General features: G+C 58.4%; 17 protein-coding genes. 10 read left to right on the top strand and 7 right to left on the bottom strand.

Features of this window, described 5'->3' with window-relative positions:
* Positions 1 to 93: 93 nt before the first annotated feature.
* The 3 genes from ectB to gorA form a co-directional block, all read right to left on the bottom strand.
* Complete coding sequence (gene ectB / locus ETC27_RS08510) at positions 94 to 1,359, bottom strand: diaminobutyrate--2-oxoglutarate transaminase (protein ID WP_136254566.1); 1,266 nt, start codon at positions 1,357 to 1,359, stop codon at positions 94 to 96.
* A 101-nt stretch (positions 1,360 to 1,460) separates the two neighbouring features.
* Positions 1,461 to 2,039 (bottom strand): diaminobutyrate acetyltransferase, encoded by a 579-nt coding sequence (ectA, locus tag ETC27_RS08505; protein ID WP_136254565.1) that lies wholly within the window; start codon positions 2,037 to 2,039, stop codon positions 1,461 to 1,463.
* A 289-nt stretch (positions 2,040 to 2,328) separates the two neighbouring features.
* On the bottom strand, positions 2,329 to 3,690 hold the full coding sequence (gorA, locus tag ETC27_RS08500) for a glutathione-disulfide reductase (protein ID WP_240724854.1): 1,362 nt from the start codon (positions 3,688 to 3,690) through the stop codon (positions 2,329 to 2,331).
* A gap of 159 nt (positions 3,691 to 3,849) precedes the next feature.
* Between gorA and can the strand changes: the two genes are divergently transcribed.
* The 9 genes from can to ETC27_RS08455 all read left to right on the top strand — a co-directional run bounded on the left by can (position 3,850) and on the right by ETC27_RS08455 (position 13,964).
* On the top strand, positions 3,850 to 4,494 hold the full coding sequence (gene can, locus ETC27_RS08495; protein ID WP_439331799.1) for a carbonate dehydratase: 645 nt from the start codon (positions 3,850 to 3,852) through the stop codon (positions 4,492 to 4,494).
* A gap of 178 nt (positions 4,495 to 4,672) precedes the next feature.
* A complete protein-coding gene (locus ETC27_RS08490) occupies positions 4,673 to 6,247 on the top strand; it encodes an ABC transporter substrate-binding protein (protein ID WP_136254562.1) in 1,575 nt (524 codons plus the stop codon).
* 111 nt (positions 6,248 to 6,358) lie between these two features.
* A complete protein-coding gene (locus tag ETC27_RS08485; protein ID WP_136254561.1) occupies positions 6,359 to 7,405 on the top strand; it encodes an ABC transporter permease in 1,047 nt (348 codons plus the stop codon).
* Positions 7,406 to 7,431: 26 nt separating this feature from the next.
* Entirely contained in the window at positions 7,432 to 8,367 is a 936-nt protein-coding gene (locus ETC27_RS08480; RefSeq protein WP_136254560.1) for an ABC transporter permease, read from the top strand.
* A gap of 10 nt (positions 8,368 to 8,377) precedes the next feature.
* Positions 8,378 to 9,400: an ABC transporter ATP-binding protein gene (locus tag ETC27_RS08475; RefSeq protein WP_136254559.1), complete on the top strand. Its 1,023-nt coding sequence runs from the start codon at positions 8,378 to 8,380 to the stop codon at positions 9,398 to 9,400.
* A gap of 80 nt (positions 9,401 to 9,480) precedes the next feature.
* A complete protein-coding gene (locus tag ETC27_RS08470) occupies positions 9,481 to 10,476 on the top strand; it encodes an ABC transporter ATP-binding protein (protein ID WP_240724861.1) in 996 nt (331 codons plus the stop codon).
* 129 nt (positions 10,477 to 10,605) lie between these two features.
* A complete protein-coding gene (locus ETC27_RS08465; protein ID WP_136254557.1) occupies positions 10,606 to 11,499 on the top strand; it encodes a LysR family transcriptional regulator in 894 nt (297 codons plus the stop codon).
* Between the two features lie 52 nt (positions 11,500 to 11,551).
* Positions 11,552 to 12,856, top strand: a complete 1,305-nt coding sequence (pepQ, locus tag ETC27_RS08460) for a Xaa-Pro dipeptidase (RefSeq protein WP_136254556.1) — start codon at positions 11,552 to 11,554, stop codon at positions 12,854 to 12,856.
* A 70-nt stretch (positions 12,857 to 12,926) separates the two neighbouring features.
* Positions 12,927 to 13,964 (top strand): hydrolase, encoded by a 1,038-nt coding sequence (locus ETC27_RS08455; RefSeq protein WP_136254555.1) that lies wholly within the window; start codon positions 12,927 to 12,929, stop codon positions 13,962 to 13,964.
* Here ETC27_RS08455 and msrA read toward each other — a convergent pair.
* The 4 genes from msrA to ETC27_RS08435 are packed head-to-tail and all read right to left on the bottom strand — an operon-like array spanning position 13,945 to position 21,354.
* A complete protein-coding gene (gene msrA / locus ETC27_RS08450; protein ID WP_136254655.1) occupies positions 13,945 to 14,580 on the bottom strand; it encodes a peptide-methionine (S)-S-oxide reductase MsrA in 636 nt (211 codons plus the stop codon). The genes ETC27_RS08455 and msrA overlap by 20 nt on opposite strands.
* 41 nt (positions 14,581 to 14,621) lie before the next feature.
* Positions 14,622 to 18,611: an autotransporter assembly complex protein TamB gene (tamB, locus tag ETC27_RS08445; protein WP_136254554.1), complete on the bottom strand. Its 3,990-nt coding sequence runs from the start codon at positions 18,609 to 18,611 to the stop codon at positions 14,622 to 14,624.
* A gap of 21 nt (positions 18,612 to 18,632) precedes the next feature.
* Complete coding sequence (gene tamA, locus ETC27_RS08440) at positions 18,633 to 20,504, bottom strand: autotransporter assembly complex protein TamA (protein ID WP_136254553.1); 1,872 nt, start codon at positions 20,502 to 20,504, stop codon at positions 18,633 to 18,635.
* A 1-nt stretch (position 20,505) separates the two neighbouring features.
* Positions 20,506 to 21,354, bottom strand: a complete 849-nt coding sequence (locus ETC27_RS08435; protein ID WP_136254552.1) for a hypothetical protein — start codon at positions 21,352 to 21,354, stop codon at positions 20,506 to 20,508.
* A 312-nt stretch (positions 21,355 to 21,666) separates the two neighbouring features.
* Between ETC27_RS08435 and ETC27_RS08430 the strand changes: the two genes are divergently transcribed.
* Positions 21,667 to 22,245 (top strand): superoxide dismutase, encoded by a 579-nt coding sequence (locus tag ETC27_RS08430; RefSeq protein WP_136254551.1) that lies wholly within the window; start codon positions 21,667 to 21,669, stop codon positions 22,243 to 22,245.
* Positions 22,246 to 22,308 lie beyond the last annotated feature (63 nt).

Raw genomic sequence — 22,308 nt, 5'->3', positions numbered from 1 at the left:
ATGCACTTCCTCTGTTGAAATACTTAACGGGGAGTCCGATGAGACCGGACTCCCAGGGCTCTGCCATCACGTGATAGCGATGCAGACGTCGGCCTACCCAAATACATGCTTGATGCTAGCTTCGACGATGTCCAGCCCTTCGAGCAAATCTTCGTCGCTAATGGTCAGCGGGCACAGGCACTTGATCGCCTGACCGTCGTGGCCACTGGTCTCGATGATCAGGCCACGCTTGAAGGCTTCGGCGGTGATCTGGTCGGCGATATCGCCAGTCCCTACATCCAGGGCGCGCATCAACCCGCGACCACGTTCGGAGGCAGGGATGCAGTTTTCGGTCAACCACTCGGCCAATTGCTGGAAGCGCTGCTCGACGATACGTCCCTTGCGGGTCACGTCACGCTCGAGCTTGTCGTCGCTCCAGAATTCGCGCATTGCGGCAGTGGCAGTGGTGAAGGCCAAGTTGAAGCCGCGGAAGGTGCCGTTGTACTGGCCGGGTTTCCATTTATCGAGCTCCGGACGCATCAACACGTGAGCGAACGGCAGGCCGAAACCGGATAGCGACTTGGAGTTGGCAACAATATCCGGCTTGAGGCCTGCATGCTCGAAGCTGAAGAACTTGCCGGTACGGCCACAGCCTGCCTGGATGTCGTCAACGATGAGCAGAATGTGATTATCCCGGCAGATCTGTTCCAGTCGCTTGAGCCACTCGATGCCCGCTGGATTGATACCGCCCTCGCCCTGCACCGTCTCAATAATCACGGCAGCGGGGATATCCAGGCCGCTAGAGTTGTCGCCGAGCATCTTTTCAAAGTAATCGAGCGTATCGATGCCTTCACCAAGGTAGCCGTCAAATGGCATGAAAGCGGCGCCCTGCGTCGGTATCCCACCGGTGGCTTCGCGGAACTTACGGTTCCCGGTCGTCGCCAGTGCGCCCATGGTCACGCCATGAAAGCCATTGGTGAATGTGACGATGTTGTGACGCCCTGTTGCCACTCGGGCCAGACGGATGGCTGCCTCAACGGCATTGGTGCCAGTAGGTCCCGGCAGGTGCACCTTGTAGTCGAGCCCTCGCGGCTTGAGGATTAGCTCATCCAGCGTTTCCAGGTATTCACGCTTAGCCTTGGTCCACATATCCAGGCCATGAACGATGCCATCATCAGCCAGGTAATCCAGCATGGCTTGTTTTAGTTTCGGATGATTGTGGCCGTAGTTGAGCGTCCCGGCACCGGCGAGAAAGTCGATGTATTCATTACCCTCTTCATCCGTCAGGCGCGCGCCTTTCGCCTTGGCCAATACGATCGGGAAAGAGCGTGAATAGGTGCGGACGTTGGATTCCATCTGTTCGAGGATTTGGGTTTCCATACTGATCTCCTTGTAAGAAAGGTAAGAAAAATTTTGGACGCAAGAAGTGGCAGTCCACCAGAGGTTGGCAGACTGTCGAGCAGCATCTTGCGAAAAGGAACTTAAATGCGCTCAGGCTTGAAGGGGCCAATACGCACGAGATTCTCTGGGTCGTGTTCCCCACCGAGCTGGTCGGTTGAGAAATATTCCCGACTATTGAGCGGCGCCTGCCACCGGGCAGCAAGACGGGTAAAAAGCCCCCAGGAGGCAGCATTATCTGGCGTGATCGTGGTTTCCAGGTGGCGCACGCTGAGCAGTTCTGGGCGTCCCATCACCGCCTCGACCAAGCGACGCGCAAGGCCGGTACCGCGGGCTTTTTCACCGACGGCGACCTGCCAGAGGAAGTAAGTATCTGGCGCATTGCTCTTCACGTAGCCAGAGACGAAACCAACGATTTCTCCCTCTTCATTGGTGGCAACGGCGCAACTGTCACGAAACTGCGTGGCGAGCAATAGATAAGCATAGGCAGAATTAACGTCAAGCGGCGGGCATGCTTTGACGAGCTCGTAGATGCCCCAACCGTCGTCAGGGTTCGGCTTACGAATATAGAGTGGAGTTTCGTCATTTCCGACGACGGCATCGGCAACGCTTGGGCGTGCCAATTCCGCGGATGTCGTGAAAGGCTGCGTTGATACGTTCATAGGTATGCTTCGCTATTGGCGAATTTGTGCATGATCATAACAAAGGGTTATGAACAGTTCAAAGGCCCCCTTATCATGATTCGCGAGATCCATAACCTAATATTATGGCCAGATACGCTGCACCCTGCATACCTAGAGCCGGTATGAATAGAGTGGCGCTACCTGGCAGTTTAGCCGCCTCGGAGCAAAGTGGCTGCCAAAATACGAAAAAGGCCACCTCGTACGAGATGGCCTTCAGATCGGCGAACGGCATGTGATGCAGCGTTTGGCAGGGGCCCTGCCGCATGCTTTAGCGGCGGGTTACGCTCCGCATAGTGACGAACTCTTCAGCGCCAGTAGGATGAATGCCCACGGTGGCATCGAAATCGGCTTTGGTCAGACGTGCACGAACGGCGATGGCGATACCCTGAATTAATTCGCCCGCATCCTCACCCACCATGTGAGCACCCAGCACGCGGTCGCTGGCATCATCGACAATCAATTTCATCAGGCAACGCTCGTCACTGCCGGAAAGCGTGTGCTTCATAGGCTTGAAGTCGGCGGCATAGACCCGGATGGCATCGAATTCGGCGCGCGCCTCCTCTTCAGAAAGTCCCACTGTGCCGATATTGGGATGACAGAACACCGCGGTGGCAATGCTTGGGTAATCCAGAGGCTTGGGCGCACTCTCACCGAAGTGATGCTGAACGAGCTGCATGGCCTCTTCCAGAGCCACCGGCGTCAACTCTGGCCCGCTGGTTACATCGCCGAGTGCCAGGATAGAAGGCGTCGAGGTTTCGAAACGCTCATTGATGGCGATCTTGCCATCCTTGTCGAGGGCAATATCCAGTTTGTCCAGGCCCAGACCTTCCAGGTGGGGCTTGCGACCGGTCGCTGAGAGCACCGCATCCACCTCGAGCGTCTCCCCACTGGTGAGGGTTACCCGATAGGCATCGCCTTGGGCGTCAATTCGCTCGATATTCGTCTCGAAATGAAGGTTGAGGCCCTTCTTGACCATCTCGTCGCGGGTGAACTCGCGGACTTCACGGTCAAAACCACGCAAGAACAATTCGCCGCGATAAACGAGGTGCGATTCACTTCCGAGGCCATTGAAGATGCTGGCAAATTCCACCGCGATATAGCCGCCACCAAGCACCAGGAAGCGATTGGGGAACGTATCCAAATCAAAGACCTGGTTGGAGTTCAGCACATGCTCATTGCCTGGAAAATCCGGTACCCAAGGCCAGCCGCCGGTGGCGACCAGGATCTTCTCGGCGCTGAAGGTCTCGCCATTGACCTCAATATGGTTGGCATCGGTCACCGTGGCACGACCGTTGATCAGTCGCACATCGGCATTGTCGAGCAGACGTCCATAAATACCGTTGAGACGCTTGATTTCTTCAATCTTGTTATCGCGAAGCGTTGCCCAATCGAAGCGCGGCGCTTCGGATAGCTGCCACCCGAAGCCGGCACTATCGTGAAAGGCTTCCTGAAAATGCGCGGCGTAGGAGTATAGCTTCTTGGGGACGCAGCCTACGTTGACACAGGTGCCGCCGAGGTAGCGGTCCTCGGCGATGGCCACTCGGGCACCGGCGGAGGCAGCGGTCCTCGCAGCACGAACACCACCAGACCCTGCGCCTATGACAAAGAGATCGTAATCAAACTGGGACACAATATTCTCCTGAATGCTGGAACCAAAAAAGCGATGCAGGGATGATAACAGTGATAAACCCATGCCGGGAGGTCCGCCGTTGACCGCCATGGCTGTACACGGTAAAAGACGCGCCACCCCAATAGCCGCCTCGACGAGGGTACGACGATGATGAATGAAATGAAGAAATTACTAGAGCGCAACCGCGAGTGGGCGCAGAGCGTACACGAACAGGATCCCGGCTTTTTCACCCGGCTCTCGGAACAGCAGAATCCCGACTATCTGTGGATCGGGTGCTCGGACTCGCGGGTCCCTGCCAACCAGATCGTCGACCTGCCGCCGGGCGAGGTTTTCGTCCACCGTAACGTCGCCAACCTCCTTCACCACAACGACATGAATGCCCTGTCCGTGGTGCAGTTCGCCGTCGATGTGCTCAAGGTCAAGCACATCATGATCGTAGGTCACTATGGCTGCGGGGGGGTCAAAGCCGCCGTCACCGGGGGCGAGTGCGGCATCGTCGACTACTGGCTGCATAGTGTGCGTGAACTCTACAGTCACCATCGCAAAAACCTGGAGGCACTTCCGCTCGAGGAACAGGTCGATCGCATGTGCGAGCTCAACGTCAAGGCGCAGGTCGACAACCTCTGCCGCACCAAAATCATTCAGCGCGCCTGGCAGCGTGGCCAGAAGCTGGCCGTCCATGGCTGGGTCTATGGCCTGAGCGACGGTCGTGTCACCGATCTGGAATGTACCGTTGAAGGTCTTGACCAGGTGGCGCAGCTATATCGCGTCGATCGCTTGGTGCCTGCCGATCAGGCTGATTGACCTTTTTTCTTTTCGCCTCTGCCATTCGTTGGCTGATTCAGCCAACGAATGGCGTCTGTCATAATTTCGATTGTCCGTCCCTCAAACGACTGTCTAAGGTGTTCAAAGTCATCGCTCCCCGCGAGGCTTTATAACAACGCAAAGACAACGTCGATAACAACCACAATTGGGGACCTACATGATCTTCCGAAAAACCCTGCTGGCTACCCTCGTCGGTGCCACTGCAGTGGGCGCTGCCCTGCTGCCCGCCACGGCCTCTGCGGAAAACACCTTGCGCATGGCCTATGATGCTGACCCGGTATCTCTGGACATTCACGAGCAGTTGTCCGGCGGCATCCTACAACTATCGCATATGACCTTCGATCCCCTGGTCCGCTGGAACCAGGACTTCGAATTCGAACCGCGCCTAGCCACATCATGGGAACAGGTCGACGACACTACCATGCGCATGACGCTGCGCGAGGGAGTCACCTTCCACAGCGGTAACAAGTTCACCGCCGAGGATGTGGTCTTCACCGTCGAACGCTTGAAGGAAAGTCCCGACTTCAAGGCGATCTTCGCGCCGGTCGAAAGTGTGACAGCGATCGATGACACCACCATCGAATTCACTACCACCAAGCCTTATCCGCTACTGCTGAACCTGGCGACCTACATCTTCCCGCTGGATAGCGAGTTCTACAGCGGCACCGATGAAGACGGTGATCCCAAGGACGAGATCGTCAAGAACGGTAATTCCTATGCCTCGCGTCATCTATCAGGCACCGGTCCCTTTGAAGTCACCAACCGTCAGCAGGGCGTACGCATCGACTTCGAACGTAATGACGACTACTGGGACGAGTCTTCGCCGGGTAATGTCGACAACATCGTTCTGACCCCGATCGGCGAGAATGCTACCCGCGTGGCCGCCCTGCTCTCGGGTGATGTCGATTTCATCGCGCCCGTGCCGCCTAATGACCTGGATCGCATCCGCAACGACGAAGATGTCCAGCTGGTGACCATGTCGGGCACGCGGATCATCCTGTTCCATATGGACCAGAATCGCGTCGAGGCCTTCGAGGATCCCCGCGTGCGTCAGGCCTTCGCCTATGCCATCAACCAGGAAGGTATCGCCGACCGGCTGATGAAGGGCTTCGCCACATCGGCTGCTCAGCTGTCTCCTGCCGGTTATGCGGGTCATAACGATGAGTTGAGCCCGCGCTACGATGTGGAAAAAGCCAAGGAACTGATGGCCGAGGCCGGCTATGAAGAGGGCTTCTCGATCACCATGATGGCCCCCAACAACCGCTACGTGAACGATGCCAAGATCGCCCAGGCGGTGGCTGCCATGCTGGCCCGCATCAACGTCACGGTCGATCTCAAGACCCTGCCTAAGGCCCAGTACTGGGGAGAGTTCGATGAGCGCGCCGCCGACATGATGATGATCGGCTGGCACTCTGACACCGAGGACTCAGCTAACTTTTATCAGTATTTGACCGAGTGCCCGGACGCAGAGACCGGTGCTGGCCAGTACAACGCCAGCAACTACTGCAACCCCGAGATCGATGCCCTGGTGGCCGAAGCTAACGTCGAAGTCGACCTCGAGAAACGCGCAGAAATGCTAAAAGCCGTGGAACAGGCACTCTACGATGATGCGGCCTTCGTTCCGCTTCACTGGCAGGACCTGGCCTGGGCCTCTGCGGAAAACGTCAATATCGAGCCAATCCTCAACGTCATGAATTTCCCCTACCTTGGGGATCTGGTGATCGAGGAATAACCCTCCGACTCCCGTGCCGGCCCACGTCGGGCCGGCGTCTGCCGATACCGTTGTCCTCGTGCGGCCCGTTGGGCCCTGCGATGACGACCGCATGCCTACAGGACGCAATCCATGATTGCCTTTCTGATCAAGCGACTGTTTCACGCCTTTCTGGTGATGTTTGTCATCAGCGTGATCAGCTTCGCCATCCAGGACAACCTGGGCGACCCGATCCAACAGATGGTTGGTCAGTCGGTGCCCGAGAGCGAGCGCGCTGAACTGCGGGAGGAACTGGGTCTCAATGACCCCTTCTTCGTCCAGTATCTGCGCTTTGCCAAAAACGCAGCGCAATTCGACTTTGGCTATTCGTACATCTTCAATGAGCCAACCACTGAAGTGATCATGCGCCACCTGCCTGCCACGCTGGAGTTGGTCGCGGCGACCACCTTGCTGATTGTACTGCTGTCGGTGCCGATCGGCGTTTACAGTGCTATCAAGCCAAGAGCCTGGCTGTCTCGGGCCTTCATGGGCGTGTCAATCGTCGGCATTTCGATCCCGGTGTTCTTGACCGCTATTGTATTGATTCAGCTGTTCGCCATCGGCGTCGAGGTCACGCCCTTCCCCGTTGATACTGCCTGGGGGGCCTGGCTTAACGACCTGCTCTCGACCGACGGCGGCATGCCTGCCTATGGTCGTGGCAACCCCGTCAATGTCTTCGGCACCTGGGATACCAACTTCAGCTCTCTTGAAGGTCTGACCTACCTGGTATTACCGGCCATCTCGCTGGCCTCGATCATGCTGCCGCTGTTCATTCGCCTGATTCGTGCCGAAATGCTCGAGGTACTGCAGTCCGAGTACGTGAAGTTCGCCCGTGCCAAGGGCATCTCGCTGCGTCGCATCTACTTCGTGCATGCGCTCAAGAACACCATGCTGCCAGTGATCACCGTGGGTGGCGTCCAGATCGGTACGCTGGTGGCCTACACCATCCTGACCGAAACGGTCTTCCAGTGGCCGGGCATGGGGTTGATGTTCCTCGATGCCATCGAGCGCTCGGATATTCCCTTGATCGTCACCTATCTGATGATCGTCGGGCTGATCTTCGTGATCACCAACACGCTGGTCGATTTGATCTACGGCCTGGTCAATCCCACCGTCAAGCTTACCGGCAAGCCTGCCTGAGCCTGACTGCCACGAGAGAGAACGTCATGAGTGACACAATCGTTCCCGGCCGGTGGGCACGCTTTCGCGATTCCTACCTGCTCTATAGCTTCAAGCGCGACCTGATCGCCCAGGTCAGTCTGGTGATCTTCGCGTTGTTGATCTTCGCCGCCGTGTTTGCCCCCTGGTTGGCGCCTGCGAATCCTTATGATCTTGCCCAGATCGATATCCTGGCGTCGGAGCTTCCCCCCTTCTGGATCGATGGTGCTGATCCTGCTTACCTCATGGGCACCGATGCACAGGGCCGAGATCTGCTGTCGACCATTCTTTATGGCGCACGAGTCTCGCTAATCATCGGCTTTGGCGCGGTACTGATGCAGGCCGTCATTGGCGTCAGTTTCGGCTTGATGGCGGGATACCTAGGAGGGCGAGTGGATGCCTTCCTGATGCGCCTGGCCGATATCCAGCTGTCGTTCTCGACGCTGATGGTCGCCATCATCGTCGGCGCCCTGGTCAAGGCGATTTTCGGCGGCGCGACCTTCAGCGAGTATGCCGTGCCACTATTGGTGCTGATCATCGGGCTGGCCGAATGGCCACAGTACGCCAGAACAGTACGTGCCTCGGTGCTTGCCGAGCGCAGCAAGGAATACGTCGATGCCGCCCGAGTCATGGGCCTGAAGAGCCGGCGCATCATGTTCCGCCACATCCTGCCCAACACCCTGTCGCCGATCTTCGTGATCTCCACGGTGCAGGTGGCCAACGCCATCATCTCCGAGGCCGCGCTGTCCTTCCTGGGACTCGGCATGCCGGAAACACACCCCTCGCTTGGCTCGCTGATCAAGTCGGGCTTTGACTATATCCAGTCGGGTTCCTGGTGGATCACGCTGATTCCCGGTGCCGTACTGGTCATTCTCGTGCTGGTCATCAACCTGCTGGGCGACTGGCTGCGCGATGTCCTCAATCCACGTCTCTACAAGGGCTGAGGAGTCACCCATGGCACTTTTGGAAGTGAATAACCTCGACGTCCGTTTCGCCCTGCGTGGCGGCGACGTGCGCGCCCTGCGCGACGTCTGTTTTACCCTCGACCGCGGTGAACGCCTGGGTATCGTCGGCGAATCCGGTGCTGGCAAGTCGGTCGCGGCCTTCAGCCTGCTGAACCTGATCGCCAAGCCGGGCTACATCGCTGGCGGCAGCATCATCTTCGATGGCAAGGAGCTGTCGGGCATGAAGGATCGAGGCCTGCGACGTGTCCGCGGCAACCGCATCTCGATGATCTTTCAGGACCCGATGATGACGCTGAACCCGGTGCTGTCGATCGGCGAACAAATGGTAGAAAGCCTCAAGGCCCACCGCCGCATCTCGACGCGAGAGGCTCGGGCGATCGCCCTCCACAAGCTGAATCAGGTGCAGATTCCTTCACCGGAGACCCGTCTCGATCAGTACCCACACGAGTTGTCTGGTGGCATGCGGCAGCGGGTAATTATTGCCATCGCCCTGCTCCTCGACCCGGACATCATCATCGCCGACGAGCCGACCACTGCGCTGGATGTGACCATCCAGGCCGAGATCATGGATCTGCTGCTGGAGCTGTGCGACAAGCACAACGTGGGCCTGGTGCTCATCACCCATGACCTGGGCGTGGTCAGCCAAGTCACCCAGCGCATGCTGGTGATGTATGCCGGCCGCGTGATCGAGCAGGGCCCGACCCGCGAAATCATCAATGGCCCGCAACACCCCTACACCCAGGGGCTGATCAACGCCCTGCCGCAGATGGCCACTCCGGGCTCACGGCTTAATCAGATTCCCGGCAGCATGCCGTCACTCTCGAACCTGCCCAGTGGCTGCGCTTTCCATCCTCGCTGTGGCTTCGTCAACGATGCCAACGGTGCGCCTCGCAAAGCCTGCCTCGACAAGGTCCCGGGCTTTGTCGATTCGGGCAACTGCCGGGTGGCCTGTCACATGGTTGCTGAGCTGGTCAATCAACAACAACGCGACTCGCGGGAGGAGGTCCTATGACCGCCGCCGTTTCACAGCACGATCCCAAGGCTTCTGCGGCCACCGCTGGCAACCGGGAGCAGGATACCGCTGCACCGCTGATGGAGATTCGCCACCTCCACAAGCGCTTCTCGTTGTCTGGCGATTTCCTCGAGCAGCTCAAGTTCAAGAGCGGCAAGCTAATACGCGAACAAGAATATGTGCATGCCATCAATGGTATCGATCTCGATATCCGACGTGGTGAAGCGCTTTGCGTGGTAGGTGAATCCGGCTGCGGAAAATCCACTGTGGCGCGCACGGTGATGGGCCTTTTGGCGCCGAGCCAAGGCGAGATTCGCTACGAAGGGCAGCGCATCGATAATCTGTCGACGAAGGAACTGCTGCCCTACCGTCGACGCATGCAGATGATCTTCCAGAATCCCTATGCGTCTCTCAACCCGCGCATGACCATCCAGCAAACCCTCGAAGAGCCGATTCGCCTGCACCATCCGGATTGGTCAAAGGAGCGTGTGCGTGACCAGGTGCGGGACGTCATGGACTCGGTGGGTATTGATTCCGACTGGGGACCTCGCTTCGGTCATGAGTTCTCGGGCGGTCAGCGTCAGCGCATCGCCATCGCTCGGGCACTGGCCGTGGACCCTGAGTTTATCGTCGCTGACGAGCCGATCTCGGCGCTGGACGTATCGATCCAGGCGCAGGTGTTGAACTTGATGATGGAGGCGCAGCAACAACGCAACCTGACGTATCTATTCATTACCCATGATCTGGCCGTGGTCGAGCACTTCGGCACCCGAGTAGCGGTCATGTACCTGGGCATGGTGTGTGAACTTGCGCCTACCGGCACCCTCTTTGCAAAACCGCGACATCCCTATACTCAAGCCTTGCTGTCGGCGATCCCACGACTGGAAGATGATCGCCCCCAACATATCCGCCTGCAGGGTGAGGTGCCGACGCCTGTGAACCTGCCCTCTGGGTGTGTTTTCCACGGTCGCTGCCCGCATGCCAACGAGCGCTGTCGTAAGGAAGTGCCGACACTGATTGATGTCGAGGACGGCGCTCGGGTCGCCTGCCATGGCGTCGAGGAAGGCCGCCTGTAAGTCGCCCATGGCGAGGATTTGTATATCAACTTCATACGAGCGCGTGTGAGTAACTGACCGCTCAGTGTTTTGAATATCAGTATCTTGAGCAGATGGGTACGCCACGGCTCGTCATAACACAGGAAAGGTATGGAATTACGCTGGCTGGAAGACTTCATAGCCCTGGCCCACACGCGACATTTCTCGCGGGCCGCGGATGAGCAGAATGTCACCCAGCCAACCTTCTCTCGCCGAATCAAGCTGCTTGAGGAGGAGATGGGAACGACGCTGATCAACCGCCAGACGCTGCCATTATCGCTGACGCCTGCCGGCGAGGAGTTTCTGGCACTCTGCGAACAGACGACAGAGCGTGTGCGTATTACCCGCGACCGAATTGCGCGGCTAAATGAAGCGCAGTCTCGTCGGCTGTTGCTAGCTGCCCCCCAGAGCCTGCTTTCACATTTCCTCACCGACTGGCTGGATGAAATGGGGCAGCCTCCGTTGCAACCTTATTTGCGTGCGACCGGCTGGCTAGCGGCCGACTACTTCCAGGCACTCGAACGCGGCGAGTGTGACTTGGCAGCCTGCTACTGGCCTAAAGGGCGCACCCCCCTGGAACTCGATATGTCGGCATTTGAGCACCGGGTGATTGGCAGTGAGCGGCTGGTGCCGGTCGCTCTTCCCGATGACTCCGGAACTCCGCGTTTCTGCCTGCCGGGCGAACGCCGCGCTCCCCAGCCGCTGATTGCCTATCATGCCCGTGGGCTGATGCAGGCGGCCATTGAGGATCATCTCGTGCGTCAGCCGAAGGCCTGTCACTTCAATGTGCTGACCGAGAGTATTCAAAGCAGCAATGTCCGGGAGCTGGTGTGCCTGGGGCATGGACTGGGCTGGCTACCCGAGCGAGTGGCACGTGATGCCTTGGCATCAGGTCAGCTGGTCCGGGCCGGTGCACCTGAATGGGACATTCCTCTGGAAGTGCGGCTATATCGCCATCGCGAGGCCCATCAAAGCGGTCTCGAGGATTTCTGGTCGACCCTCTAGGCGTAACGGACCTGATTCGATTCATATACGAATATTTAGGAGTAGCCGCATCATGAAAGAGACGCTTGAACACAAGCAATTGGCCCACCTCAAGGCTCTCATGACCAGCTATGAAACGCATCTGGCGGCACATGGCTTTGACGGCGTGCTGATCTATAGTGGCCATCCACACCGTCATTTCGCCGATGATCAGCATGCCAGTTTCGCGACGTATGGCCATTTCATGCACTGGGTGCCCCTACAGGGCCTGGATCACAGCTGGTTGCTGATTCGTCCGGGCAAGGCGCCAAAACTTCAGCTGCATGCCCCCGCGGATTTCTGGCATCTGGGCACTGAGCTTCCCGACGAAGCCTGGGTCGACGCCTTTTCCATCGAGCGTGTAGCTACACCAGCGCCGCCTCGGCTGCCGGCAGGACGCTTTGCGCTGCTCGGTGAGGTCGATGCCGACACCGCCAAGGCGTTAGGTGCCGAGCTCAACCCGGCGGCGCTAACGCAGGCGCTGGACGAGGGACGCGTGCGCAAGAGTGACTACGAAATCGCCTGCCTGCATGAGGCGAATCGTCGTGCCGGGCTTGGTCACCGCGCCGCCCGTGAAGCCTTTTTCGAGGGCGGTACTGAGCTTGATATTCAGCTTGCCTATCTAGGCGCTAGTCGTCAGCGGGAATCGGATCTGCCTTATCAGAACATCGTCGGTGTCAATCGACATGCGGCCGTATTGCACTATCAGCACTATGAACGGACACCCGCTCGTAGCCATCACAGCCTGCTGGTTGATGCCGGGAACCGCTTTCGTGGCTACTCAGCCGATATTACCCGGACATGGGCGGGAGGTGATGCAAGCGATACCTTTGCCGGCTTGATCGAGGGCGTAACGACGATTCAGCACAATCTCACCAAGGCGATAGCCCCAGGTGTCGGCTATCCGGCCCTCCATGCTCGTATGCATCAAGAGCTGGGAGCGCTGCTCGGAGAGTTGGGTATTATTCGATGTGATGCCGCCAGCGCTGTTGAGCAAGGCATTACCCGGGCATTCTGCCCACATGGCCTCGGGCACTTGCTAGGTCTTCAGGTTCATGATGTGGCAGGAAGACGTGCGGCGGACGGCACCGAGTTAGCGGCGCCTGCAGAACATCCGGCACTGCGACTGACGCGCACATTGGAAATGGGCATGGTGTTGACGATGGAGCCGGGCTGCTATGTGATTCCGATGCTGCTGGATCCTCTGCGCGACAAGGCCGCCGGCGGTGACATCCATTGGGATGCGGTGGAGGCGCTGGCACCTCATGGTGGGGTACGTATCGAGGACAATGTACTGGTGACCAACGATGGAGCAGAGAACCTGACCCCGGTCATCTGAGAAGCGTGTGACCTTGCACCCGCCCTCAAGCGCGATAAGCTTGAGGGTATCCCCCAGACACGAGGCAGGCATGTCACGCCCTATCGTTCCCGCCGACTTTCGCCCTGCCAGAGGGCTTGGCAACCGCCACCTGCAGACCTTGCTGCCGAGGATGTTGCCTGCACCGCACTTGGACTGCGAGACGGAGATCGTCAACCTGCCTGATGGTGACTTCGTCGAGCTGGCATGGGGACGGCCTGCTCCTGAACGTGATGACGCACCACTGTTCATCCTCTTTCATGGGCTTGAAGGGTCGATCGAATCTCCCTATGCCAAGGGCTTGATGAACACCGCAACGCGCTTGGGCTGGCGGAGCGTCTTAATGCATTTTCGTGGCTGCGGCCAAGCCCCCAACCGTCTGCCCAGGGCCTATCATAGTGGCGATACCGCGGATGCCTACTGGGTGATCGGCCAACTGGCGAGACGTTATCCAAAGGCCCTCAAGGTAGCTGCTGGAGTGTCTCTGGGCGGCAACATGCTGGCCAAGCTGGTCGCAGAGCAGGGAGGCGATGGCCTGGATCTGGCGGGCGCCATTGTCATCAGTGCCCCGCTAGACTTGGCAGCCAGTGCCGATGCTTTGAACCGAGGCTTTGCCAAGGTCTATCAGCGCCACCTGCTGAAAGATTTGAAAAAGAAGGTGTTAGCCAAGATGCAACTTGGCCCCTTGCCGATAGCCCTGAACCCACACCAGCTCTGGGAACTCGATTCTTTCTGGGCTTACGATAATGAAGTCACGGCACCACTGCATGGCTTTCACTCGGCCAGCGACTACTATGCCCGCGCATCGGCCGGGCGCCTGCTAGGCAATATAGAGTTGCCGACCTTGATGCTGCATGCCGCCGACGACCCCTTTATGCCCGGCGATTTGTTCGAACGTCTGCCCTCCCCAGCGGAAGCGGTAAGGGTCGAAATTGCGAGGCATGGCGGACACGTCGGATTCATCGAAGCCCGCCACGGCCGTCTACGCTCTTGGCTGCTTCGTCGCGTAGCGAGTCAGCTTGACGATTGGGCATCGCCAGGGCCTCAGACTCGCTGGCGAGCCTCCCTGGCTAGCCGATCGGACAACTGACGCCTGTTCCCTTCAGACCGCAATACCCGTTGGGATTCTTGGCCAGATACTGCTGGTGATACTCTTCGGCGTAGTAAAACGTCTCCAGCGCTGCGATCTCGGTGGTAATCTCCCCACCGCCAGCTGCCTTCAGCGCCTGCTGGTACCTCTCGCGGCTCTGTTCGGCGACTTGACGCTGCGCGTCCGTTGTAACGTAGATAGCAGAACGATACTGAGTGCCGATATCATTGCCCTGCCGCATGCCCTGAGTCGGGTCATGGGCTTCCCAGAAGAGGCTCAGTAGGCGCTCAAGCGAGAGTGTGCTTGGGTCGTAGATCACCCGCACCACCTCAGCATGGCCGGTCCAACCGGAACATGTTTCTTCGTAGGTCGGGTTGGGCGTGTAACCGCCCGCATAGCCAACGGCCGTGACCATAACACCGGGGAGTTGCCAGAAAAGTTGCTCAGCCCCCCAGAAACAGCCTAGACCCAATACGATATCCTCACTCCCCTCGGGAAACGGTGGACACATCGACGCGCCATTTACGTGATGACGGCCGCTGATGGCGATTGGCGTGTCGCGTCCAGGCAGGGCACGTGCGGGGCTGACAGATTGTTGCTTGTCGGCATGGCGCATGGTGAGCTCCTTGGTCTTGCGAATGAGTAACGAGACGGTTTTCAAGGTCTTGGTTCTGCCTTGCCCAGACTGAAGCTATACACCAAGTCGACGGCCTGGGCGGCACCAGACACGGCCTCAAGATAAAGGTTGCGCCAAAGGGTATAGCGCAGCGTCAGTTCAGCAATTGGCTCGAACACCCCGACACCATAACTGACACGCAAATCCTCGCTGAGTTGCCCACTGACTACGACCTCGGACTCATCGCCGCTCCCCGCTGTATCGAGAGTCAGGTCACCGATACCGAAGGTCTCTCCAATTTGGCCTACGGCGCCGCCGGTTTTGGACAATGACAGGCCGATCAGGGCCGACGTCAAAGCGCCACTGTCCGACTCGGTATCCGACGGGGCTCGGCCACGCAGCAGGTAGGACAAGGCTCTCCCTTCTTCCATGGCCGGCTCAGAGAAGACCGATAGGCTTGGCGATTCTGCCGAGCCAGTGACCCGCAAGCCGGCAATCACGCCGTCTTGAGTCTTATCTTCGCTGCGAATCGCCTCGAACTGTAAGAGTGGCTGACCAGCGGGACCGCTGAACAAGAGTTGCCCCTGACGGATCCTCAGGTCTTGGCCATAAGCACGAAAGCGCCCGCCCACCAGGCTGACTTCACCAAACAGCTGCACGGGGCCACTACTCTGGCGGACTTCCAAGCGGCCTTCCAGCCCGGTTTCCAGGCCATAAGCCTCAAGCTGCATGTCAGGGCCCAGCAACAGCTCAACTCTGATGCTGGTGGCCATACCAGCTTCGGCTAATGCCTCTGCGGTGTTTTCTCCTGTGCCGGCTTCTTTGGCGGTGGCGGCCTCGCGACGGGCACGTCGGTCATCACGACGGGTAATGATCACCTCATCATCACTGGGGCTAGTCGCTGAAGGCGGAATCTGACCGATTTCCAAACGTGCCCAAGGCACTCTAACCTGGCCACGTACGCTAAGTAGCTCGGGGCTGGCATTGATGGCGATATCCGGTGCGATACGCAGTCGCCCGATATCAGGAAGTTCAAGCTGCAAGGGATCTTCCCGGCCATCAATGGCAAGATCCAGCGCCCATTCCTCGGCGCTTGGCCAGCGAGCATCCCCACTCACATCCAGACGACCTTGGTCACTGCGGATCACTCCCTCGATCTGACCGCTGTCACCACGCAGTTGAATACCCAGCTCACCGTCGCGCACAGCCACAGGAAGACCACTACCCGACGCTTGAAGCGAGTCCAGAGTCAAATCACCGTTCAGGCTGGGAAGAGACAGGTCTCCGCCCACGGTCACATCGCCGTTCAGGCGACCCTCAAGGGTTTCAACATCGCCAACCAGCGGTTGATAAGGAGCAAGCTGCAGGCTTTGGAGACGCAACCGCCCATCCAGGGCTCCCTCACCTTGAGGGTCGTCGATGCGCAGCGATAGATTGGCCGATCCGGCTTGATTCAGGCCAAGGTCGAGCTCGATATTCGCTGCCTCAGGTGTGGCATCGGCGCTCAGCGTCAGCTGGGTGGTCGGGAGCGTCACGGGCTGGCCGCCGCCATCAAGAGCATCGATGTCCAGTCGGCTATCGAGGTTGGCATCCAATGTCCAGCCACTGCCCTGCTCTTGCCAGGCGACAACCACGCTTGCGTTACTGTCACCGCTGACTTCCCACCCCACCGGCAGGCTCGGCTCGAGCATCGCCATGGGCAGCTCCGTGAGCCGCAGGGTGGCGCGTCCTTGTTGTGCAGAGGCATCAATAGGCTCTGTGCTGCACAGACGCCCTCCCTCTTCTCTGCGCAGGCAGAATGGCGAGAGACTGGCAGCAGACTTGGCAATGTCCACATCGAAGGTCAGGGCTTCGTCCAGACGCAGAGTGCCGGCATCCGCGTCGACCTCCAGCGGCATGAGTTGCCCCTCATAGCGGTCGCGGTCGGCGTTGAGCCCGCCCTCCAGCGCTAAGCCGGCCCTGGACAGTGGCATGCCTCGCCCGGCCGTCGCCTCGAGTGTCAGCCGATGCTCGGACAAGCGTCCGTCGAGTCCGACCGTCAGGCGCGATAACCGCTGACCGCCGGCCTCTAGGCGCTCTGCCTCCAGAGTGAGATCGAGTTGAGGATCCTCGATCCCCTGTGTACGAGCACGCAGGTTCAAGGCTCCAAGGCGGTTTTCGGCAAAGACCAGACGCTCGCCGCTCAGATCCAGCGCCAGAGCGGGGGTTTCCAGGTTACCACCAAGCTGGAAGTCGCCCTGCAGGGTGCCGCCAAGCTCCGGTGACAGGGCATTAAGCCCCGGCGCCTGGAGCGTACCTGACAGGTCCATCTGGTCACCGACCTGGCCTTCGGCGGTGAGACGGTTATCCCCTTGGCGCAGGTCAAGCCGGTCAATGTTCCAGCGCATGTCGCTGTTACCGTCAAGGCTTGCCGATAGAGAGAGAGGTAAATCGTTGAGTGTGCCGTCGATGGCAAGCTCAGGCACGCCGAGCCGCCAGCCTTGGTTTGCCTGCACAAAGCGAATGGTGGCATCGCCGTCCAGACGACCTGCCACGGCATTGGTATAGGCACCAGGGTCCAGACCGTCCAGATTGACGGTCGCATCGAGTGTCAGGCCATTGGCCCAGTTGACATCACCACGACTGATTAGGGCACCGTCGCCGCTCTTGAGCGAGAGGGGGAGCCAGGAGAAGTGTTCAGCATCGCCAGAACCTGTCGCCGCCAAGCGGGTTGGCGCCACCTGCGGGCCAGAAGCCTCGGCCGAAAGGGCGAGGCGATAGTCAAGCAGACTCCCTTCCAGGCGTGCCCTGAGATTCGTCAAACGGTAAGGCTCGACCTTATCGCTCGCATTTGCAGGCTCAGCACCCGGCAGAGGCCATTGAAGCGCATCGGAATCAAGCTTCATCGAAAAAGGCAGCGTCGGTGCCAGCGCATCAAGACGAGCATTGAGTTGCGCATTCGCCGGGCCAGCTGCCGTCAACGATACGTCCAACTCAGCCAGACTGCCCGTCAGGTTCAAGTCGAGCTGCTCGCCAGAGAGCTCAGGCAAGGCGGCCAGCTGCTTGATCTGGGCGTTGAGAGAGGCGTCCAACGGGTAGTTATCGCGAAGCGATACCTTGGCTTCCAGGCGCGCATCGGTCTCAGGCATGGCAAGGGTAAGAGGTGATATCTCTATGTCACTGCCCTGGCCAGAAAGGCTCAAAGCTAAGCGATCGATTCGATACTCACTTGGTCCGGTTAGCGCAGCATCCTCGACGATGAGACTTGGGACTTCGATTGCCAGTGGCAGCGTGATGGCTGGCAGCGCGATTCGTTCGCGCTGGTCCAGCGGGACGCTTGGTTCAGTGGACGCAACGTCCTCATTGCTGACAGCAGGCGGCACTTGGCGAACCACGCTTCCTGCACTATCGATAGCCTCAGCGGTCAGCGATGATGATGCCCCGGTTGTTTCCTCAAGGGCCAGGGTCTGTCCCTCTGACCCCGGAAGGGCTAGACGCAAACCGGAGAGCGTGGTCGGTGACAGTGTCAAGGTGCTGGCTTCAAGCGACGCCCCGGTCTGGAAGTTCGACCACGTCAGCCTGGTACCATCGGCAAGACGCACCTCAACGTCATCGAGGAATATCTCTCGAAGTTCGATCGGGAACGGCACCATGATATTGGGGGCAGACCCAGCCTCCGCAGGGTCTTCATCTTGCGCATCGGGGTCACTCGCGGAGAGATGTATACGAGCCCCTTCGACCCCTAGGCGATCTAGACATAACTTGCTATCCAGCAAGCAGTCGTCGGACCAAGCAAGTTCGAGACGCTCAATGTCAATGCTGGCTGGCCCAGCCTCAAGAGAGAACCCTTCGATCATCAGGTCGTCGAGAGGCGCTCCAGAGGCGTCGCGGTAGGTAAAAAAGCCTCTGGACTGCCCCTGCTCGAGCAGCAGCCCGGTGCCCCAGGGGGATAAGGCTAACCCCGCCACGAACAGCACCAGGCCGATTAGCCAAATGGGTAACCATAGTATTAAGCGCAGCAGCGCCCGACTCCATGCCTTGAGTTTCGTCATGCCGGTGTCGTTCCTTGCGGGTTAGAGCTCCGGGCCAATGGAGAAGTGAATGCGATAGGCGTTGTCCGGGTCGTCTACGGGGTGCGCGACATCGAAGCGAATCGGGCCTACAGGGGAAATCCAACGCACGCCGAGCCCTGCCCCCGTCTTTAGATCGGCACCCGCCCAGTCTTGGAAGGCATTACCGCTATCGACAAAAGCTGCGCCCCACCAGTCACCCGTGACGCGATGCTGGGCTTCAATGCTGGCGGTGAACTGCTGTTGACCACCCGTCAATTCGCCATCGGCATTTTCAGGCGAGAGGCTTTCATAGCTATACCCCCGCACGCTGCTATCGCCACCCGTGAAGAAACGTAGAGACGGTGGAATCTTGTCAAAGTCATCGGTTTCAATGGCCCCCATGCCGACGCGACCGATGAAGCGATTGTTATCGCCGAGCATGCGGATCCACTGGCTATCGAGAGTGGTTCTGAAGAAGGTCGCATCGGATCCCCAGGCCGTGTCGGAGTAAGCAAACGAGAGCCGCTGCCGGTCTCCCCAGGTCGGGAAAATGGGATTGCGGCTACGCGTACGTGACCAGCTGATGCCGGGGTAGTACAGCAACACCTGGTCATCCTCGTCGGCTTGGGTGTAGTCCTCGTAAGTGGTGCGTACAAACAGGTCTTGTGTCCAGCCGTTGTCAAACTTCCAGCGCCGCGACACTTCCGTCGAGATCTCCAGACTCTGGGTGTCCTCGTTGTCGATCTGTTGCAAGCCATAGGTGATGCTATAGCTATCGCGAAGCGGGTTCTCGAGGGGAATCAAATACTCGCCGGCAAATTCCTGCTCAGGACCCGAGAGGAAAAGCTCATTGGTAAGGCTGTGGCCCGCACTGTTTAACCAGGGCCGCGTCCAGGACAGTCGAGTGCGGGGGCCTACGTCGGTGGCATAACCAATGCCCGTTTCGATGCGATGACGATCAGCCGGCACCAGGGTTACCTCAACGGGGACCTCATGACGATTGTCTGGGTAGATCCGGCTGGCAGCAGTCAGTGCTTGTTGATCAATACGATCCGCTTCTGCCGACTTACTGGCGGGGGGGGCCCCTTCTAGATCAGTCTCTTGCCACCAAGGGGACAGGGATCGTCCCGAGGGGGGAGCGAGTGCCAGATCGGCGGAAGTATTCAGCTGGGGCCGCACGCTGATCCTTGCAAACCAATCGCTTTGCGAAAGGCTCTGATTGTATTGAGCTAGTTGGCCAGCGAGATATGGATCACCCGGGGCAAACGGCATCATTTTACGCAGACGATCATCATCAATTTGGCTACCTTTGATGGCGATGTCACCAAAACGGTAGCGAGGTCCGCTATCGAGCGTCAGATAAATGCGCGCACTTTGTTCCCAGGGGCGAACTTCCATGCGGCTGTCAGGAAAGGTCGCATCAAAATAACCTCTCTGCACAGAGAGGGATGACAATCGGCTACGTAGGCTTTCATAAGGCGCGTGAACCAGCGGCTCCCCAACCTTCAGTCCAGGTTCTGCAAGCACTTCATCGAAGGCTTCATCCTGCTTGGCATCGCCGTTCACGATCAAATCAAGGACGGTAATCTGGACTCGCTCCCCGGGTGTGATGGAAAGCTCGGCGCTTTCGATAGGCTCGCCGGTGAAGCGGATATCAAGACTGGGCTCGTAGTAGCCATAGACACGCATGGCTTCAAATGTCTGGTTTTGCACCTTGGCGCGGAGACGTTCTTCACGAAATTCGGAGGGATCTATGGCATCCAGATAAAGCACCACATTCTCGGCGGCTGGCCCCTCAAGGCCCTCAATTTCCACATCCAATGCTTGAGCAACAGATGATATTCCCAGACCAAGGCCAAGAATGCTCAGTCGCCATCCAGCTCTAAAATGCATATTAGCGTGCCTCCAGTGACTCCAGCTGGGCACTTAGAGCCAGCTGCGACTGTCGCAGTTCAGTGAGTTGTGCACGATATTCTGCAAGACGCTGCTGAATGGCTTCCTGTGTTGCCTCTGCTTGATCCAATTCAGTGGCCGACTCCTCGATACCCGAGGCCAGAGCATCCTGGTCTTTCTCTAGTGAGCGCGTAGCACTCATCAGAGAGGCTGAGACCACTTCTTGGGCAGACTGCCGCTGCTCCGTCTGAGTCAGTTTTTCGGCAAGCGCGCTCATGCGCTCTTGAACAGTCGCTGTATCGCTCTTGACCACATCTAGACGCGCCGACAGCGCCGCTCTGGCATCATCACCACTGCGCTCCAGGGCATCGAGTGAGGCGCGAGTCGCGTCGAGCACGGCCTGGAAATTTTCTTGGCGGTCGGCCTGTTTATCAAGGCGCGTATCGAGCGTGCCGATCTCAATGCTGCCGCTCATGTCTTCACGCAGGTTTGCGAGTTGCGTTTCCTGCTCATTGAGACGCTCTACCAGCTGGCCCTGCTCTTCTCCCATCACATCCAGGGCGTTCTCAAAGCGCTCGAAATTGCCACCACGGTTCGCATCGAGTCCGTCAAAACGGGCGTGCACATTGGATAGTTGTCCCTGCAGCTGGCGGAGCTCCTCTTGCAGGCTCAGACGCTCCTGCCAGGCTAAATAGCCCAGGCCGCCAAGTGCTCCCGACAGCAACAGCACCAGACACCATAAAGGCCAAAGCCTGGGTGCTGGCTGCGCATAGCGAGCTTGGCCCCCAAGGCTGGCATTCACATCCGGTACGATGTGGGTGAGGCGCTCTTCATCCGGGCGCTCGGCCATAGGTGACTCCTTGCCGGGAGGTTAAACAGGTATCAAAACAAAGGTCGTGTCCGTCATGATTGAGGCATGCTCCTCAATCATTGGCGAGCATACCCCACAGTGCTATGATGAGGCGATACTACATAAGCGCAGATGCTTGGTATCATAAGGTTTTTTGTCCTTGTGATCATCTTTTTGGCACGATCCTGGCATCTCGATTCAAGGGCCGGAGCCCACCCTGAACGAATTGGACTCCTGCCCCTTGAATTATGTTCGGAAGGACACCAGTACTAGATTTGGGTCACCTTCCCTATGACCGACGAGGAGTAAATCATGGCATTTGAACTACCCGCCCTGCCGTACGAAAAGAATGCGCTTGAACCGCACATTTCTGCCGAGACGCTTGAATATCATTACGGCAAGCATCATCAAGCCTACGTGACCAAGCTCAACCAGCTGACAGATGGCACTGATGATGCCAACAAGTCACTGGAAGATATCATCAAGTCAGCTTCCGGTGGCCTGTTCAATCAAGCTGCTCAGGTCTGGAACCACACGTTCTATTGGCACTGCCTGTCTCCGAACGGTGGTGGCGAGCCGACCGGCGCACTGGCCGATGCCATCAACGCCAAGTTCGGTTCCTTCGATGAATTCAAGGAAGCCTTCAACGCCAAGGCGGTAGGCAACTTCGGTTCAGGCTGGACCTGGCTGATCAAAACCGCTGATGGCGGTGTTGATATCGTCAATACTGACGATGCTGACACTCCGGTTGCACATGGTCAGACGCCGCTGCTGACCATCGATGTTTGGGAACACGCCTACTACATCGACTATCGCAATGCCCGTCCCAAGTACCTTGAGAATGTCTGGAAGATTCTGAACTGGGACTTCGTTGCGCAAAACTTCGCGTAACTCGCGCTTGAATCAAGTCATCTTTCGAGATGTACCTTGAACAAAAAACCCTCGCCATTGGCG

This window comes from Onishia niordana (genome assembly GCF_004798965.1).
GTDB classification, from domain to species: domain Bacteria; phylum Pseudomonadota; class Gammaproteobacteria; order Pseudomonadales; family Halomonadaceae; genus Onishia; species Onishia niordana.
Note: the sequence above shows the minus strand (reverse complement) of the source record. Positions and strands in the feature narration are given on the sequence as shown.